The organism is Cohnella hashimotonis, from assembly GCF_030014955.1.
In the GTDB taxonomy this organism is placed as follows: Bacteria; Bacillota; Bacilli; order Paenibacillales; family Paenibacillaceae; genus Cohnella; species Cohnella hashimotonis.
On sequence record NZ_JAGRPV010000001.1, the window covers coordinates 1154533 to 1170736 of the forward strand.

Genomic DNA, 16204 nt, shown 5'->3' on the forward strand with positions numbered 1-16204 from the left:
GCCGGATGACGGGGCGGCTTTTTTTAAATGTAAAGATAAATTACACAGTTGACAGCCGCCCGATATTACTCTATATTTAGGATATGTTACTTAACTTAATAAAGCATGTTCCTAAATGTTAGTTAATTATGAGGAGGAAAATAAAATGGCAAAATCCGCTTGGGGTATTGACGCATCGCACAGCTCGATCGATTTCTCGATCCGCCACTTGATGATCTCGAAGGTAAAGGGCACGTTCCACACGTTCGAAGCGAACGTAAACGCGGATGCAGACGACCTGACGACGGCCGACATCGAGCTGTCCATCGACCTGTCCAGCATCGACACGCGCAATGCCGACCGCGACGCGCACCTGCGCAACGCCGATTTCTTTGATGTCGAGAACCATCCGAAGCTGATCTTCAAGGCGACCAACATCGTCAAGACCGGCGCAGGCGAATACGACGTCACAGGCGACGTGACGCTGCATGGCGTTACGAAGCAAGAAACGTTCGAAGTGACGTACGAAGGCGCATCGAAGGATCCGTGGGGCAACCAGCGCGCGGGCTTCAGCGCGAAGGGCAAGATCAAGCGCAGCGACTATGGACTGACGTACAACGCAGCACTGGAAACGGGCGGCGTCATGCTGGGCGACGATGTGGCCATCTCGCTCGAACTGGAAGCCGTTAAGGCGTAAGCTGGCACTAATTATGGATAAGAAGGGCTGTTCCTCAGTCATGAAAATGACCGAGGGGCGGTCCTTCGTTTTTTTTGTTGCCGAACATCCCTGTCGCAGGTATATTAGCGCTAAAAGCGACGGGCCGCTATCGGCGCGATCGCAAGGAGAATCGAGATGCTCGAGATGTTCAGCTTCGACGCCGCAGTGCCGCTTCATCTGTTCGAATACAGCCTGAAAACGGAGCGTACAGAGCAGCATTGGCACTCCTTTTTCGAGATCGGCTACTGCCTCGAGGGTCGCGGCACTTTTTTTATCGGGGAGGAGACAGTGACTGTCGAGCCGGGCGCGCTGATGCTGTTCCCGCCTTACGAGCCTCACATCGCCATGGCCGAGGCAGCGGGTTGCCGGTTCGCGTTCGTATATTTCAGCGAGTCTTTATTTGCCCCCGAGGATCGGTATTTGCTGCGGCCGTTCGCGCGCGCGGCGACCTGGAACGAGCCTGAATGGCGCTTGCATCGGCCTGCGGCGTCCGAACAACCCGGGCCGTTGCTGGCTGCCATGCTGGGCGAGTATGAAGCGAAGCGGTCGTCGTACGGTCCGCTTCTGCGATCGTCGATGCTGACGCTCGCCGTCTGGCTGTACCGAGCCGAAGAAGCGCGATACGGACGCAGGGAATGGCGGGAGCGAAGCGATGCGCTCGAGCGTTTGCGCCCTGCGCTGGATGCGGTAGCCCAGAGATTCAGGGAGCCGTTCGGGCTGCGAGAGGCGGCGAAGACGCTGTCGCTGAGCGAGTCTCGTACGCGTCATCTTTTTGTCGAGGGCGTGGGCAAGCGGTTTAAGGAGTACCTGACGTTCGTGAGGGTGCAGGAGGCCAAGCGTTTGCTGGCGACGAGCGATTTGTCGGTGACGGACGTGTACCTTGCCTGCGGTTTTCAGAGCGCGGCTCCGTTTTACCGTTCGTTTCGGCAGTTGGTAGGATTGAATCCACAGCAATACCGCGAAAGATACACGGTCGGAGGATAGCCGTTTTTAAGAATGGAATCGGGTCAAAAAGAGATGAAAGCGCATCCCCTACAAGTTAAGGTGAGAGTAGGAAAATTACCGATACCGAAGGGGTGCGTGAACGATGGCTGGATGGGAAAAGTTGAGCGAGCTCATGCGCAGGGAAATCATTCAACGGAACGAGGAAGGTTGTGTCGTAGACGGATTCGAGAGCCGGCTGGCACAGTGCGGGGAAGACGAGGAGCAGCTTATGGCGTTGTACCGAGAGTTAAGCGCGCTCGAGCCGAGCCCGGACTTTCCGTTTGTGGAGCCGTCGGATCTGGCGGGTATTCGTGCGCTGCGTCCCGATGCGAGCCGCAGCCGGGGCGGCAGCGTCCCTGAGCTGAGCGAAGCGGCTTGGCGCGACAAGTTTCTCGGCGCCTGGTCGGGCAGGCTGAGCGGCTGCGCGCTCGGCAAACCGCTGGAGTCATGGCCGATGATGGGCGGCTCGAACGGCAACCCGGGCTGGCGCAACGTGCAGCTCTGGTTCGAGGGCGCCGATGCCTGGCCGATCCGCGGTTATACGCCTGAGCGGTCGCGCGCGGAGTCCGAACACATTTTCATTTCAGATTGGTGCATGAAGAGCACGCGCGAGCGGATCCGCTTCATGGAGAGCGACGACGACGTCCGGTACACGGTGCTCGGACTTCTGATGCTGGAAGAGAAAGGTCTGGACTGGGATGCGTGGGATATCGGCAAGCTCTGGCACAGCCGTTTGACCTACCAGCAGGTGTGTACGGCGGAGACGCAGGCATACTTAAACTTCGCGCAGGTAACCTCCCATATGAAACGGGATAAGCCGGCGGACTGGACGTTCAAGCAGGAATGGGTGCGCACGCACCTGAATCCGTATCGCGAATGGATTGGCGCGCAGATCCGGGCGGACGGCTTCGCTTACGGCGCTGCGGGCAATCCGGAGCTGGCGGCCGAGCTGGCTTGGCGGGACGCATCCTTTTCCCACGTAAAGAACGGCATCTACGGGGAAATGTTCGCGGCCGCGATGATTGCGGCAGCCTTTACGGAAACGGATCCGGAGCGGATCGTCGAAGCGGGCCTGCGCGAGATCCCTGGCACTTCCCGGCTCGCGTGCGACATCGCACAGGCGGTAGACATCGCGAAGGACGCGAAGGACCAGCTCGAGCTCGTGGATCGCATCTGGGAGGCGTTCAAACACTACGATGCGGTTCATACGAACAACAACGCGGCCTTGGTGGCGGCGGCGCTCATTTATTCGGGCGGCGACTTTGAAAAAGGAATCACGACCGCGGTGCTCGGCGGCTGGGATACGGACTGCAACGGCGCGACCGTCGGTTCGATTCTGGGGGCCTGCCTCGGCGCGTCGGCTTTGCCGACATCGTGGATCGAGCCGCTGAACGATACGTTTTACGCGGATCTGACCGGATTTGACCCGATTTCTATTTCCGCTTGCGCGGAACGCAGCTACCAGGTCTTTCTGCGAATTCGCGATCAAGCGGCCGCGTTGGCGGGAAGATAAGCGAACGCCGATCTATTTTGCGGCTTCCCGACATAAGCATGAAGAGAGTTCGTCCTGAATTCGGCATGCTTAGGGAAGGGATGTGAAGTCCCGGATGCGTAGAAAATGGGGACGCTGGCCGCCGGCCAGCAGAAGCTGGAGCCTGAGATTGCCTGCCTCGCGAGGCTGGAGGAACGCGAGAAGCGCGCCGTTCCGAGCGAGGGCGTCGTCGGGTTTTGGCAGAAGCAGGGGCTTCGTCGCCAGACCCGCCAGGAGCAAGCCTGCCGTATCGGCCCGCGCTTATTCCCACCGGCCCCGCATGGCCGGCAGCCGGGCGGGCAGGACGCCGCGCCTTCCGCGCAAATACTTTTTTTTCGCGCTGCTTGCGATCGCGCTTTTCGCCGCCGTTCAGTCCTTTATCTACTTGGACCGTTATCTGAGAGAGCCGCTCATGTTCCTTGCCAAGCAGCGAATTACCGAGATGGCCGTCCAGGCGATCAATTCGGCCATTACCGAGAATATCGCGGCAGGCGCGGACGGCAGCAAGATGGTGCAATGGAAAACGAACGCGGACGGGAAGACGGCCGGCATCGAGATCGATTACAAGGAACAAATGCGAATCACCGCGCAGACGATCACGGTCGTCGAGGCCGCGTTGAAGGAGCAGGAGGCGCTGCACGAGCGTATCCCGATCGGCCATGCCGTCGACAGTCCGTTCCTGTCGTCGCTCGGCCCGAGCGTGGCGGTCAGGCTGCATCCGATCAGCACGGTGCAGGCGGAGGTGCGGACCCGCCAGACGAGCGCGGGCATCAACAACGTTCTCGTCGAGGTGTACATTCACGTCGCGACCGAGATCGCGATCGTCATTCCGTTCGACCGGGAGCCGAATAGGATCGAGACGGACATCCCGCTCTCTTATGTGATGGTGGCGGGAGACACGCCGCTGTACTATTACGACGGCAGCGGCAATCCCGTCGGCAGCGGCGCTGCTCAGGCGCCGGTGCTGAGCCTGCCGGAGCCGGCGATGTCTGCAAGCCGCTGACCGCCGGCTTGTTCCCTTCGAAGCCGGACTGCTATAATACAGGCAGCTAGCATCGAGAATGGAGGGTCGGCGACATGGAGCTTCGCATATCGAAGGCCGCTGCGGCCTGCTTCCTGGAGGAATGGGAATACAGGCGGGGCGACAAGGTCCGCGTCTACGTCCGTTATATCAGCGGAGGCAGCGAGCCCTACGGCTTCGGCATCATGCTGGACGATCCGGTGGATCCTGCCGCAGAAGCGGATGCGGACGGTCTTCATTTTTATATGGAAAGCAAGGACGTCTGGTTCATCGAGCACGGCACGCTCACGATCGACCGCGACGAGGGCGGCATCGCCTTCAAGGTCGGTTAAAGCGGGAGTGAGGCTGCGTCAGGAGCAGTATGGGCCGTCACCGGGTCGTGCGATACGACGGCGGGACGGTCTTTTTTGCTGCAACTTCATTTGCCGGGAGAGCTGTTAGGCTGCCGCGCGCGCCGACAACGAATTGACAAACGGGCGGACGTCCGGGAAAATGACAAGCATACACTGATATCGCCGGGGGTTGAAGACTTGAGCAAGATCGCAGTCATTGGCAGCATTAATATGGATATCGTGAATCAGGTCGAACAATTCCCGCAGCCGGGCGAGACGATCCACGGTCGCGGAACCGCTTACCAGCCGGGCGGCAAAGGCGCTAATCAGGCCGTTGCGGCCGCATTGGCGGGAGACGGTGCGGTAATGATCGGCGCCGTGGGCGACGACGCGTTCGGCAGCGTGCTGACAGACTCGCTGCGGTCGCGCAGCGTAAATACCGCCTACGTATCGGTGAAGGCAGGCTCTTCGGGGCTCGCGTTCATCACCGTCTCCGAGAGCGGAGAAAATACGATCGTGTTGTCCGCGGGCAGCAACGGCAAGCTGACGGAGACGGACGTCTCGGGCAGCGCGTTGGCTGGCGTAGAGATCGCGCTGCTGCAGAACGAGATTCCGCCCGAGGTCAACCTGCATGCGCTGAAGCTGTGCGCGCAGCTGGGGATCAAGGCTTGCTACAATCCGGCGCCTGCGGCGAAGATTCCCGCGGAGGCGCTGCCGCTCATCGATACGATGGTCGTCAACGAGACCGAGGCGGAAGTCGTGAGCGGCTTGCCGGTGAACGGCCTGGAAGACGCCGAGCGAGCGGCGCGCGAGCTGCAGGCCGGAGGCGTCGGGCGAGTCATCGTGACGCTGGGCGGCAAAGGCGCGCTCGCGCTTGATCGGGACGGCGCTGCGCTGCGCGTGCCGGCCTTCAAGGTCGAGCCTGCGGACACGACCGCCGCGGGCGACACCTTTATCGGCGCCTACGCGGCGGCGACGGCGGCTGGCCTGGCGCTGAAGGAGGCGCTTCGCTACGCGGCGGCCGCGGCGGCGATCTCGGTTACGCGTCATGGCGCGCAGAGCTCGATTCCGGCGAAGGAAGAGATCGAGCGGTTTTTGCGGGAACGGGCGTAATGAAGCAGTGTCGCGCAGAGGAGGCCGCGTAGGAGGCCTAACTCTTGCGGATTAAACAAACAAACGGCGCATAGAGCGCCGTTTTTGTTTTTGCCGGAGATGCAGGAGAGCAAATGTGTTACAAGGACCTGAGCGGCAGGGAGCGCGAGCGTTGCACAGGTTTTCCGTGTAACTGTGCCGGGCCGAGCGCTGATAAGCCGGAGATGCATTGTTTTACCGTGTAACTGCCCCGGAAACACGGCGAAGTGCCGGAGATGCACGGTTTTACCGTGTAACTGTCCCGGAAACACGGCGGTGTGCCGGAGATGCATGGTTTTACCGTGTAACTGCCCCTCGGCCCCGCGATGTTGCGTTATCCGCCGCCTCCGCCACGGTTTTGAAGCGCCTTGCGCTCAGACCGCTCCCAGCTGTGAAGCATCGGATAAGGGTCGAATGCCCATTCCACCAATCCGCGGTCCCGGTAAACGCCATAATGCAGATGCGGCGGGAATTTACCCTGCGTGCCCGGTCTTCCGTAACCCGAGCTGCCGACCCATCCGATCACGCGGCCGGGCTCGACGACATCCCCGGTCCTGATGCTTTTATCGAATCCCGACAGGTGCGCGTAGTAATGATACAGGTTGTCGATATCCCTGATGCCGATGCGCCAACCGCCGAATTTGTTCCAGCCTTTAACCTCCACTACGCCGTAGCAGGTACTGCGTACAGGTACTCCCTGGCCGGCGAAAATGTCCGTCCCTTCGTGGATTCTCACGCCTCCCCATCCGCGCCTGTTGCCCCAGGTGCTACGGTAGGAATAGACGCTGTTCAGCGGCAGCGGAAATACGTGCTTGGACAAGTTCAGCGTACCGAACGACGAGTAGAGCTTGTCGAATTGCTGCACTCTTTGTACAGCTCTCGAGCTCTGGTAGTACTCCCACAGCCCGATCGCCATATTGTCGGCGCCCGGCCCCTGGAGCATGGTCTGCCGCACGACCGTATAGAGCCTGTCTACGTCGTTGTTCCTGTCGGCTTTGCCGTCGCCGGACCCATCGCGGCCGATGCCGCCGAACAAAGCGATCGAGAGCGGCGAGCGGTCCTCCGGGTCTGGATTGAGCGCGCCGGCCCATCGCTCGGGCGCGACGTAAGCCCCACTGACCGCATGCTCGCCGAGCGGGCGCTCCTTGGGCCGTAGACGCGACATCGAGCGCTCGTATTGATCGACGGCGGCCACCTTTTGCCAGGTCATTCCCGTGATCGCCGCGACATGGTCGTACAGCTCACGCCGCGCTTTGTCCTCGGCGCCCGGCTCCTGGCCGTGAACTTGAGATGCCAACGCAAAGCCCAAGGCAAATGCCGCCGCCACCCGTAGCGGACACCGGAGGCAGCTTGCCTGCCGTCTTAACCGTTCTAACATGATGCCACCTCGCATCGACTCCCCTTTCCCAAGTATCCGTAGCCTTTGCAGAACGTTGGTTTTTATGTGAATCATGCTATAATAAAGGACAGAAAGCGGGGGAATGGCATGAAGAACGGCGAGAAGACGCCCAAGCCCGACTGGCTGCGCATCAAGCTGACGACAGGCGACAATTACCAGGAAATCAAGCAGATGATGAGGACCAAGACGCTCCACACGGTCTGCGAAGAAGCACGTTGTCCCAATATATACGAATGCTGGGCGAACCGCACGGCAACCTTTATGATACTTGGCGATATTTGCACGAGAGCGTGCCGCTTCTGCGCGGTGAAGACGGGACTTCCGACGGAGCTCGACTTGCAGGAGCCGGAGCGTGTGGCCGAGGCCGCAGAGCAGATGAATCTGCAGCACTGCGTCGTCACCTCGGTGGCGCGGGACGACCTCAAGGACGGCGGGGCATCCATATTTGCGGCTACGATCAAGGCGATTCGGCGCAAGCTGCCGCTTTGCAGCGTCGAGGTGTTGATCCCTGACTTCCAGGGGGACCTCGAGTCTCTGCGTATCGTCATGGACGCGAAGCCGGACATTCTGAACCATAACATCGAGACGGTAGCGCGGATGTCGAACCGCGTGCGCGCGAAGGCCAAGTATCCGCGCTCGCTCGAGCTGCTGCGCAGAGCCAAGGAACTCGCGCCGAATATTCCGACCAAGTCGAGCATCATGCTCGGCGTCGGCGAGACCTACGAGGAAGTGCTGGCCGCGATGGACGATCTTCGCGCGAACGACGTGGACATTCTGACGCTCGGTCAGTATCTCCAGCCGAGTCCGGCGCATATGGCGATCGCGCGCTACGTCCATCCGGACGAATTCAAGCAGCTCAAGGCCGAAGGCCTGGCGCGCGGATTCTCGCACGTGGAGTCCGCGCCGCTCGTGCGCAGCTCCTATCATGCGCACTCGCAGGTGAAGTCCGCGGCGGCGACCGCGTCCGCCGTTCAAGCGACGCCCGAGACTGTACCGGCCACGGCGGCATCGGGCGGCTGACGGCTATCGCGCCGGCGGCCATGAATACCTTATTCGAGCGCGGCCCCTGCGGCCGGTGCACGGGAGACGGAAGGAGAGCCTTGCGTGATCTATCTGACCGGGAACAACGCCTATTCGGTTGTTCACGACCATAAGAACGGGTGGAATCCCGAAGCGTTCCGGGAAAGATTCAGCGAAGTGCTGGAGCGATACGATTATGTCGTGGGCGATTGGGGCTACAGCCAGCTGCGGCTGCGCGGCTTTTTCCGCGAGCCGCAGCCGAAGACGCCCAAAGAATCGGTCATTTCGCACCTGTATGAATATATACACGAGTACTGCAACTTCGGCTGCGCTTACTTCGTGATCGAGAAGCTCGATCCTGCCGCCGTGCCTGAAGGCGCAGGCGTCCGCCTGGAGGAGCTGCCGACCGGTGCGCCTGCCGAGGAGCAAGCCGCCGGCGACGTCGACGGCGGCCAAGAAGGCGAGCCGGCCGCTCAGGTTCCGGCAGCCGCAATCTCGCTGCCGACCGGCGGCATGCTTATGCGCTGGCCGCTCAAGGAACGGCCGGGCGGCCGGGTGCCTGGCACGAGCCCGTCCGCGGTCGCTCGCGCCGTGTCCGAGGGCGCGGAGCGCCGGGCCGCCGCAGCGCAGACTGCGGCAGCGAGCGCACGCGACGAGATGTACGGGCGCGGCAGCCCCTTCGACGGCGTCCGCCAGGATCGCGGCGGCGACGGCCGGGACCGCAAGCCGGGAGGCGGCGGTTACCGCGGCGCTTCGAGCGGCGGCGGATATGAGCGGCGGACCCAGGGCGGCGGCTACAACAAGCAGGAGCATCGCCAGCATCCGAGAGACGGGGGCGAGCGCGCGACGACTTCCGGCGCCGAGGGCGGCGGCGGTTATCGCGGCGGCGGACACAAATCCGGCGGTGCGCCGGACGGCGGTCATCGCAGCGGCGGCGCGCCCGGCAAGTGGCAGAATAAGAATCGGCGCCGAGGACCGCAAGGCGGCGGGCAGCCGGGAGTCCCGTTTCCGGGCGGCGGCTCGCAATCGCGGTATTCGTCAGGCGGGCAGCAGGGCCAGCCTCCCGGCAAGCCTCGGCATGACGGGGGCCAACGGCCCGAGCAAGGACAGCGGGGCGAACGGGCCGATCGGGCGGCCGATCACGGTCCCCGGGCGGACCACGGCCAGCGCGGCGAACGGCCGGGCGGCGGCGCCTCCAGATCGGGCGGCGCACCGCGTGGCGATGGCGGGGGCAGACCCGATCGGGGAGCGCCTGCGGGCGAATAAGCTTGACATGCAAGACCGGCAGTGCGGCGGAATGGAGGCCGCGTTGCCGGTCTTTTGTGCGCTTGGCAGCGCAACCGACTAACGGGTGAAAGTCCCGCGTACGCCGCGAGGTGGCGGAAGTACATAGCAGAGGCGTAGTGCCGGGGCCCGCAAGGGACGGTGCGGAGGATGCCAAGGCAAAACCCGGAACAGGCGGCATACACCAAGTTGGCTGACGGAGCCGGATAACCCTGCAAAAGAAGGGTAGTCCTATACCATCCATAGGCTCCGTAAGTTAAGAGGACTGGATTCGGGGGAAAGCCGGTTGACGTGACCCAAGGAGAGCCCATCGTCTCCGCGCAGAAAGTTTTTTTTGTAGCGGTATCAGAGTTCAAGATCGTGAGGATCAAGAAGGAAGGTACGGACGGTGGGCAGTCAGAAGAAGGGATAGTAGCGAGAAAGCCTGCCGGAAAGGCCGCAAAGGTAGGTGAATCGGCGTCAGGTCGCCGATGCGTGCCCCGACTCAAAAGGCGGGGACACGTGTGAAGCCCGGAACCGTGAAAGAAGCGTGAATGAGGGAAACCATGCGCCAGGCAGGAGCCGGGGAGCTAAGATGTGCGTAGATCCGGGGAATGAACAAAAGGAGAAGCCGTCTGGGGCGAGTACCGACCGGGACACGGAGATTGCCGCAAGGCTACGAGCCGAGGAACGGGAAGGGAAGGAGAACGAGCATGGAGGGACCAAGGCAAGACAAACACGCACACGTAGGAGCTGAAGTGCCAAGCAAACGCAAATGGTACAGCCTCATCGACAAGATTTGGGCGAAGCCAAACCTGGAGGAAGCGTTCCGGGAGGTCAAGCGAAACCGCGGAGCGGCAGGGATCGATCGCGTGACCGTAAAGGCATACGAATCGAAGCTGGAGCCTAATCTAGAGGGGCTTCAGCTGGCGCTGCGAAACAAGACTTACCGGTCTAAGCCGGTAAAACGCGTGTATATCCCGAAAGCTGACGGGACGCAAAGACCGCTGGGCATTCCTACCGTGGAAGACCGAGTCGTGCAAGCGGCGGCAAGGCGTATCATAGAACCCCTATTCGAAGCGCAGTTCAAGGACTGCAGCTATGGATTCCGGCCGGGAAGAAGCGCGCATATGGCGCTGGCCAACATCCGCAAGGATCTGGAAGCAGGCTACCGGTACGTGATCGACGCCGACCTGAAGTCATACTTTGACACCATCCCGCATGAGAAGCTCATTGAAAAGGTGAGAGAGACCATCGTGGACGGCAGTGTACTGCGGTTGCTGGAGAGCTTCCTGAAGGCCGGGATCATGGAAGGCGGCAGCTTCCACCTGAACGAGACGGGGACGCCGCAGGGCGGGGTGATTAGTCCGCTTTTAGCGAACATCTATCTGCATCCGCTGGACGAAGCGATGACGGCGCGCGGACACCGAATGACGCGATATGCAGACGACTTCGTCATCTGTTGCAAAACGGCAAAAGGCGCTGAGCGTGTACTGAATTCGGTCGTGGGACTGCTGGAACGCGAGATGGGACTTATCATACACCCGGAGAAAACGAAAATCGTAAACAGCTACAAGGAAACATTCGTATTCCTGGGTCATGCGTTCAAGCCGGGAAAACGGATGGTGCCGTCGGAAAAAGCGATGAAGCGATTCAAAGAACGGGTGAAGGAGATCACGCGAAGAAACCAGACGGTGAAGGTCGAGCAGATCGTGAAGAAGCGACTAAACCCATACTTGCGGGGATGGGGGAACTACTTTGGGACGGGAGATGTGTTGAGCCGATTCCGAGGACTGGATGCCTGGATTCGAAGACGAATACGGGCCGTGCAACTAAGGAGTTGGAAGAAAATTCGCAAACTCCACCGGGAAATGAGGAGACGGGGATGGGACAATAAAGATATGCCCGGACTCCGAATGACGGCCTGGCGGAGCTCGCATTCCACCTATGCCCAATACGCAATGCCAAACGAATGGTTTGCCGAAATCGGACTATGCAGTTTGCTTGAGCGAAGCCAAGAACTGCGTCCCCAACGGGGATAAGCACGGAGGAGCCGGATGCGTCGACCCGCATGTCCGGATCTGTGAGAGGCCCATGCAATTGCGCATGGGCCTACTCGATTTGTGGTTTATTAGATGGACGCTTAAGGACTGCGGAGCTATTCGGATGTTTGGCGATTCGAAAAACCTGCGATTTTACATGTATTTTTTACCGACCAAAGGCTCTAAATGAAATACCTGCAATTATGCAGATAAATGAACAGCACAAGCCGGAAATCCGGCTGATGGTGGAAAATAACTGCGTTTTTGCATCTTTCCTGTCCATAACGGGCGACAGTGGCGAAAATAGATGTATATTTGCAGGCATTGCAGCGAACGCGCGGACGTACGACTATTAGCTGGCCCATGGGACCGGCTGCCTGGTAAGCGTCGATAGGCGTTCCGCAACAATCCAGCTTGAATATTTTTCTTTTTTTATCACGAAAAAGCCCGCTGCTTCCGCCGCCGCACCGTGGAGCGACAGAGAAGCGAGGGGGCTATGCGGCAGGTCGTTCAACCTATGCCGGGCTTATTTGTTTTCTTGCTCGTTCTTGTTTTCGTTTTCGTCCAGGCTGCTGAACTTTTTGCGAGGGAAATTTTGGCTCAAAATCTCCTTGGGCGATCCGATAAACGCGTTGCGTACCCGGTTCCAGAACGGATGCGGCCGATAGCGGGCGAAATGGATCTTCTCCTCCGCGACTCTGCAAATAATCGAACGAACGCCTTGGAAACGCAAGGTCAGGTGATCGACGAGCAGCGAAAGGTCATCGGACGGATCGGTCACGATGTCGCAATGATGATGCTTCGGAAGAATGACGGACGACCCGAGCGTACGGTATATCCGGTTGTTAATGGACGCCAGCTCCGCGATCTGCAGCGCCTCGAGCGACGGATGGAGGATGGCGCCGTGCACGCTCTTGTTATAACCCGTACTTCCCGAAGGCGTGGATACGACGATGCCGTCGCCGCGGAACATCTCGAAAGGCTCGTCGTTAATATTAAGCTGGGCGACGAGCGTGCCGCCCGGCCGTTTGAGCGTGAATTCGTTGAGGGCGAGATAGGACTTGGTCTCCGTATCCGTGACGACCTGAATGTTCAGCAGCGGATAGCTGACCTTCTGCGGCTCGGTGGACGCGATCAGCGTGACCAGCTCCTCGAGCTCGTTCTTTTTCCAATCCGCGTAAAATCCCAGGTGGCCCGTGTGCACGCCGACGAAGGCCACGTCCTCGATGTGGTCCGCAAAGGAATGAAAGGCTTGCAGCAGCGTACCGTCGCCTCCGATCGAGACGATCAGATCCGGACTGCCGGGGTTGGACGTCAGCCCGCGTTCGCGCGCAAGCTTGTGGAACGTCTCCGCAAGTTCGCGGGACAGCGAATCGCCCCGGTCGAGCAGCGCATATTTCAATGGAATGCTCCTTCCCAGCTTAAGCGCTCAATCGTTGTCTGACATAGATGATAAACAATATCCGCGCTTAAGACAATGCCGGCGCGGCGCTCAGCCTCCGTAAAGCCAGGGCCAGAGCAAGTAGACGAGCGCGACGCTCATTCCCGCGTGCAGCAGGCGCGAACGCGCGAACGGGCCGTACCGCCAGCCTGTGCGTCCCATCAGTCCGGCGACCTGCGCGTGTACGGACAGGCCGGCCCAGGAGAGGACAAACGCGGCGGCGGCAACGCGGTCGATCAAGGCGGCGGGGATGCCGTCCGGCGCAGCGCCGGCTGCCGCCGCTGCATTGCCCAGCGTCACCTCGAACGCGCCCTGCACGAAGGCGCCGGCGAGGCCGGGCTCGAGCCCGAACATTCGCAACACCAGGACGATGGCGTGCTTCAACGGCAGCAGCAATCCGCTGTGCAGGAGCAGCTGGAGCGTAGCCGAAAAGCAGACGACCAGTCCGCCGACGACGATCATGAGGGCAAGCGAGGACTTTACGGCCTGGTTGAGCACGATGCCGAACGGCCGTCCGTCCGCCATTCGCGCCCGGTGCATCGCCAGGATCGCCTGCTTGATTCTGCCTAGTCCGAGCTTTGAAGGCTGCGGCGGGTAGCCGTCGGCGGAAGGAGGCGTTTTCGGAACCTTCCGCGACCGTTCCTCCAGCGCCGGCTCAGGCTCGGGCACGTCCTTGCGCCACCGCAGCAGCAGTCCGAGCAGCATCGCTCCGCCGTAGTGCGCCGCGGCCAGCACCGGCACAATGTCGAGTCGTCCGAAAAATCCCAGACAGACCGCGCCGATGAGGAAAATCGGGTCGCTGGTCGTCGTCATCGCCACCAGTCGCTCGCCTTCGCCGCGGCTGAGCAGGTTTTGCTCCATGAGCTGAGAGGTCAGACGCGCGCCGATCGGGTAGCCGGCACCGAAGCTCAGCGCCAGCACGAAGCCGCCGGCTCCCGGGATGCGGAACAGCGGACGCATGAGCGGATCGAGCAGCGTGGCGGCCAGATGGACGATGCCGAAGCCGAGCAGTACTTCGGACAGGACGAAGAAGGGGAACAAAGCGGGAAACAGCACTTCCCACCAAACGGACAAGCCCTTGAGCGAAGCTTCGAGCGCGACGCCGGGCATGAGCAGCGCGAGCAGCCCGACGAGCAGGACGCAGGCGCCCGCCGCGGTCGCCGCCGCCAGTCGCAGCCCTCTACGGACGAACAAGCCGCCGCCTTTTCTCGACAAGATGAAGTCGGTCACGAGCGCACTTCCTTCCTGGACCAAGCTAACCTCTTGTCCGAGTATATGCGAGGCTCGACGGGAAAATTTCATGACGCGCAATTGCGTTTCTCCGGACCGAGGTTGCTTAATGGGAGCCGCTGCTATATATTGCAAGCGTAAGCCTATCGACGCGGCTTGCCGCACGGGCTTTTTTCGAAAACGATTCGAGAGTAAGGAGGCTGAGGCGATTGAGCGGCGAGAACGTGCAATCCAGACTTTACGGGGGCGAGTGTCCCGTTATCCCATACTTCGAGGCGTTGTCCGCCATACCGCGGAGCTCCGGCCACGAACAGGCTGCGAGCGACTATGTGGCAGCCTTTGCAAGGGCGCGGGGCTACGAAGCCGTGCAGGACGCCTCATGGAATCTGGTCATTCGCAAGCCTGCCTCTCAGGGCTACGAGCAAGCGCCGCCGGTCATCGTACAAGGCCATCTGGATATGGTCGGCGAAAAAAACGAGGGCGTCGCGCACGACTTTCTCAAGGATCCGATCCGGCTGAGGCTGGACGGCGACTTCATGACGGCCGAAGGCACCACGCTTGGCGGGGACAATGGTCTGGGCGTGGCCTACGCGATGGCGCTGCTCGACTCTCGCGAAGCCGAGCATCCCGCGCTCGAGATCGTGCTCACGACGGAGGAAGAGACGTCGATGAAAGGCGCGCGGAAGCTGGATACCGGTCTGCTGCGCGGTCGTATGCTGATCAACCTGGATTCCGACAGGGAAGGCATCCTTTACGTCAGCAGCGCCGGTGGCGCGCGGGCCTATCATACGGTGCCGGTCGCCCGGACGGTGGCGAGCGACGCGGGACGCCCGGCGCGGCTGCGCGTATCGGGACTCGTGGGCGGCCATTCGGGCGACGATATCGTGCACGAACGCGCCAACGCTTGCGAGCTGCTCGGACGGGTGCTGGACGGCTTGCGCAAGCGGCTGCCCTACGGCATTGCGGATGTGCGGGGCGGCTTGGCGTCCAATGCGATTCCGCGGGAAGCCGAAGCAGCCTTGTATGTGCCGGCGGAACAGTGGGCAGAGGCCGAAGTGACCGTGCGGGAGTGGGAGGCGCATTTCAAGGCGGAGTATGCGGTCTCCGACCCGGGCGTGAGCGTCTCCCTCGAAGCGGTCGCTTACGGCACCGTTGCGGCCGAAGGCAAGGCGCAGGTTTTTTCCGAAGCGTCCAAAAGCATGCTCGTCGATTCGCTGCTGCTTATCCCGAACGGCGTCCTCCGGATGGACAAGGCGATCCCGGGATTGCCGCGCACGTCGACCAACGTCGGAATCGTGAAAATGACGGCCGAAGGCGTGCGGTTCGAAAGTCTGTTGCGGAGCTCGCTCAGATCGGAGCTCGACGCGGCCATGAGCAGGATGGAGGCGCTCGCCCGCGTGATAGGCTGTGTTTTCGAGGCGGGCGATTATTATCCCGGCTGGCCTTATCGGATGGCGTCCCGGCTGCGCGAGGTATTTCTGGATGTCTATGAGCGCGAATACGGCAAACCGATGGAGGTCAAGGCCGTGCATGCCGGCATCGAATGCGGCATTCTCGCGGACCGGATACCCGATCTGGATGCCGTATCGTACGGACCGGATCTATTCGACATCCACACTCCCGAAGAGCGGTTCCGCATCTCCTCCGTCGAGCGGACCTGGCATTATTTGCTGAAGGTGCTGCGGGCGCTCAAGGAGTCGACCGTCTGAGAAGGCGAAGAGACCTGTCCGAACAAGGACGGTCTCTTTTTTCTTGTCGCAAGCCTACTGAGGCAGACTGCAAATAAAGAGCATGTTCCGCCCGCCAGCATTTTTGTAAGCGATTGCAAAAAAGTAATGTCGCTGTTACATTCGTGTGGTACAATAGAACCAAGCTTTCGAGATTGCTTCAGGGAGTGATGAACATGGCAGGAATCGTTGCAGGGCTCCTCATGTGCGCGTTCGTGTATGTCATTCGGGAGTCGCTCAGCGGTCCCGAGGAAGAGATTTAACTTCCGGGTTCACCGGTTTTCTTATCTTATTAGATCGCCCGACGAGGGCGATTTTTGTTTTGTGCAAAAACAGTAAAATTAGGATAGAAGTCTTAAATGTTTATGGTATAATCAAGGGACATC

General features: G+C 60.8%; 13 protein-coding genes. 10 read left to right on the forward strand and 3 right to left on the reverse strand.

Going from position 1 to position 16204, the window contains the following annotated elements:
- Positions 1-145 precede the first annotated feature (145 nt).
- The 6 genes from KB449_RS04530 to rbsK all read left to right on the forward strand — a co-directional run bounded on the left by KB449_RS04530 (position 146) and on the right by rbsK (position 5678).
- On the forward strand, positions 146-676 hold the full coding sequence (locus tag KB449_RS04530; RefSeq protein ID WP_282907230.1) for a YceI family protein: 531 nt from the start codon (positions 146-148) through the stop codon (positions 674-676).
- Between the two features lie 156 nt (positions 677-832).
- Positions 833-1681 carry an AraC family transcriptional regulator gene (locus KB449_RS04535; protein ID WP_282907231.1) on the forward strand — a complete coding sequence of 283 codons (849 nt, stop codon included), beginning with the start codon at positions 833-835 and terminating at the stop codon, positions 1679-1681.
- Positions 1682-1784: 103 nt separating this feature from the next.
- The gene (locus KB449_RS04540; RefSeq protein ID WP_282907232.1) at positions 1785-3194 is read left to right on the forward strand and encodes an ADP-ribosylglycohydrolase family protein; all 1410 of its coding nucleotides are present in this window, start codon (positions 1785-1787) and stop codon (positions 3192-3194) included.
- Positions 3195-3288: 94 nt separating this feature from the next.
- The gene (gene yunB, locus KB449_RS04545) at positions 3289-4215 is read left to right on the forward strand and encodes a sporulation protein YunB (RefSeq protein WP_282907233.1); all 927 of its coding nucleotides are present in this window, start codon (positions 3289-3291) and stop codon (positions 4213-4215) included.
- 74 nt (positions 4216-4289) lie between these two features.
- Complete coding sequence (locus KB449_RS04550; protein ID WP_277564527.1) at positions 4290-4565, forward strand: Fe-S cluster assembly protein HesB; 276 nt, start codon at positions 4290-4292, stop codon at positions 4563-4565.
- A 198-nt stretch (positions 4566-4763) separates the two neighbouring features.
- Positions 4764-5678, forward strand: a complete 915-nt coding sequence (rbsK, locus tag KB449_RS04555; RefSeq protein ID WP_282907234.1) for a ribokinase — start codon at positions 4764-4766, stop codon at positions 5676-5678.
- A 352-nt stretch (positions 5679-6030) separates the two neighbouring features.
- Here rbsK and KB449_RS04560 read toward each other — a convergent pair whose 3' ends face one another.
- Positions 6031-7074, reverse strand: a complete 1044-nt coding sequence (locus KB449_RS04560) for a M23 family metallopeptidase (protein WP_434082486.1) — start codon at positions 7072-7074, stop codon at positions 6031-6033.
- 108 nt (positions 7075-7182) lie between these two features.
- Here KB449_RS04560 and lipA point away from each other — a divergent pair, with 108 nt between their 5' ends.
- From lipA to ltrA, 3 genes are all read left to right on the forward strand, one after another.
- Complete coding sequence (gene lipA, locus KB449_RS04565) at positions 7183-8115, forward strand: lipoyl synthase (RefSeq protein ID WP_282907236.1); 933 nt, start codon at positions 7183-7185, stop codon at positions 8113-8115.
- A gap of 84 nt (positions 8116-8199) precedes the next feature.
- Positions 8200-9381, forward strand: a complete 1182-nt coding sequence (locus KB449_RS04570; RefSeq protein ID WP_282907237.1) for a YutD family protein — start codon at positions 8200-8202, stop codon at positions 9379-9381.
- A gap of 755 nt (positions 9382-10136) precedes the next feature.
- Positions 10137-11420, forward strand: coding sequence for a group II intron reverse transcriptase/maturase (gene ltrA, locus KB449_RS04575; protein WP_282907093.1), 1284 nt, complete (start codon positions 10137-10139; stop codon positions 11418-11420).
- A 526-nt stretch (positions 11421-11946) separates the two neighbouring features.
- On the opposite strand, the gene KB449_RS04580 is transcribed toward ltrA, so the two are convergent.
- Together KB449_RS04580 and KB449_RS04585 are read right to left on the reverse strand one after the other, a co-directional pair.
- Entirely contained in the window at positions 11947-12822 is an 876-nt protein-coding gene (locus KB449_RS04580; RefSeq protein ID WP_282907238.1) for an NAD kinase, read from the reverse strand.
- A 90-nt stretch (positions 12823-12912) separates the two neighbouring features.
- Positions 12913-14091 (reverse strand): nucleoside recognition domain-containing protein, encoded by a 1179-nt coding sequence (locus KB449_RS04585; protein WP_282907239.1) that lies wholly within the window; start codon positions 14089-14091, stop codon positions 12913-12915.
- A gap of 209 nt (positions 14092-14300) precedes the next feature.
- On the opposite strand from KB449_RS04585, the gene KB449_RS04590 reads away from it, so the two are divergent.
- Positions 14301-15800, forward strand: a complete 1500-nt coding sequence (locus KB449_RS04590; protein WP_282907240.1) for an aminoacyl-histidine dipeptidase — start codon at positions 14301-14303, stop codon at positions 15798-15800.
- Positions 15801-16204 lie beyond the last annotated feature (404 nt).

Excerpts from the sequence above, each read along its gene's own strand:
- KB449_RS04560 (WP_434082486.1), bottom strand. The coding sequence starts at position 7,074 with ATGTTAGAACGGTTAAGACGGCAGGCAAGCTGCCTCCGGTGTCCGCTA.
- yunB (WP_282907233.1), top strand. The coding sequence starts at position 3,289 with ATGCGTAGAAAATGGGGACGCTGGCCGCCGGCCAGCAGAAGCTGGAGC.
- KB449_RS04530 (WP_282907230.1), top strand. The coding sequence starts at position 146 with ATGGCAAAATCCGCTTGGGGTATTGACGCATCGCACAGCTCGATCGAT.
- lipA (WP_282907236.1), top strand. The coding sequence starts at position 7,183 with ATGAAGAACGGCGAGAAGACGCCCAAGCCCGACTGGCTGCGCATCAAG.
- KB449_RS04540 (WP_282907232.1), top strand. The coding sequence starts at position 1,785 with ATGGCTGGATGGGAAAAGTTGAGCGAGCTCATGCGCAGGGAAATCATT.
- KB449_RS04535 (WP_282907231.1), top strand. The coding sequence starts at position 833 with ATGCTCGAGATGTTCAGCTTCGACGCCGCAGTGCCGCTTCATCTGTTC.
- KB449_RS04550 (WP_277564527.1), top strand. The coding sequence starts at position 4,290 with ATGGAGCTTCGCATATCGAAGGCCGCTGCGGCCTGCTTCCTGGAGGAA.